The following is a 977-nucleotide window of genomic DNA, read 5'->3' on the forward strand; positions in this document are numbered from 1 at the left end:
CGGAGTTGACCGTACGCAGGATCAAGGACGTCGTGGTGGCAGTGATGGCCTCGCCGCAGTCCACGGTCATCGGCGGTGCCACCGAGACGGTTCGTGAACTGGTCGCCGCCTGGGAGCAGCGCGAGGTGATGGCCCGCGAGATCGCCGTCGACGTCGCCTCGCATTCGCCTCAAGTCGATTCCATCCTCGACGAGCTGAGCGAGTCACTCGCCGAACTCACCCCCAAGACCCCGCAGGTGCCCTACTACTCGGCCACCGGATTCGATCCGCGCGAGCAGCCGGTCTGCGACAACCGGTACTGGGTGGACAACCTACGCTGCACGGTGCGCTTCGGCGCCGCGGTGCAGGCCGCCTTGGAGGACGGCTACCGCGTCTTCGCCGAGCTGGCACCACACCCCCTGCTCACCCACGCGGTCGAGCAAACCGCTCGCAGTCTCGATATGCGAATCGCCGCTCTGGCAAGTATGCGACGCGAACAACCACTCCCCCACGGGCTTCGGGACTTCCTGGCCGATCTGCACAACGCCGGCGCCGCGATCGACTTCTCCGTGCTCTACCCCGACGGGCGGCTGGTCGACGCGCCGCTGCCCACCTGGACCCACAACCGGCTGTGGCTGGACGGCGACCGGCAAAAATCGCACAGCTACGGCGCATACTCCGTCTCGGTACATCCGCTGCTGGGCCCGCATGTGCGCTTGCCGGAGGAACCCGAGCACCACGTGTGGCAATCCGATGTCGGCACTGCCGCTCAGCCCTGGCTGGGCGATCACCAGCTGCACACCGCGGCAGTACTGCCCGCCGCGGCCTACTGCGAGATGGCGCTGGAGGCCGCACGCACAGTCATAGGTGAATTCGCCGAAATCCGCGACCTGCGCTTCGAACAAGAGGTGGTGCTCGGTGAGCAGACGACTGTGGGCGCCTCGGCGCTGGTCGTATCGCCGAGCGCGTTCGACTTCCACGTAGAAACCCATCACGGC

General features: G+C 66.8%; 1 protein-coding gene. It reads left to right on the plus strand.

Annotated elements, in window-relative coordinates; genetic code table 11:
* Positions 1-977: acyltransferase domain-containing protein (locus AC5Y2L_RS28555; RefSeq protein ID WP_499940094.1), on the plus strand; the 977-nt coding region annotated here is incomplete at both ends.

This window comes from Mycobacterium sp. NGS66 (assembly GCF_059812225.1).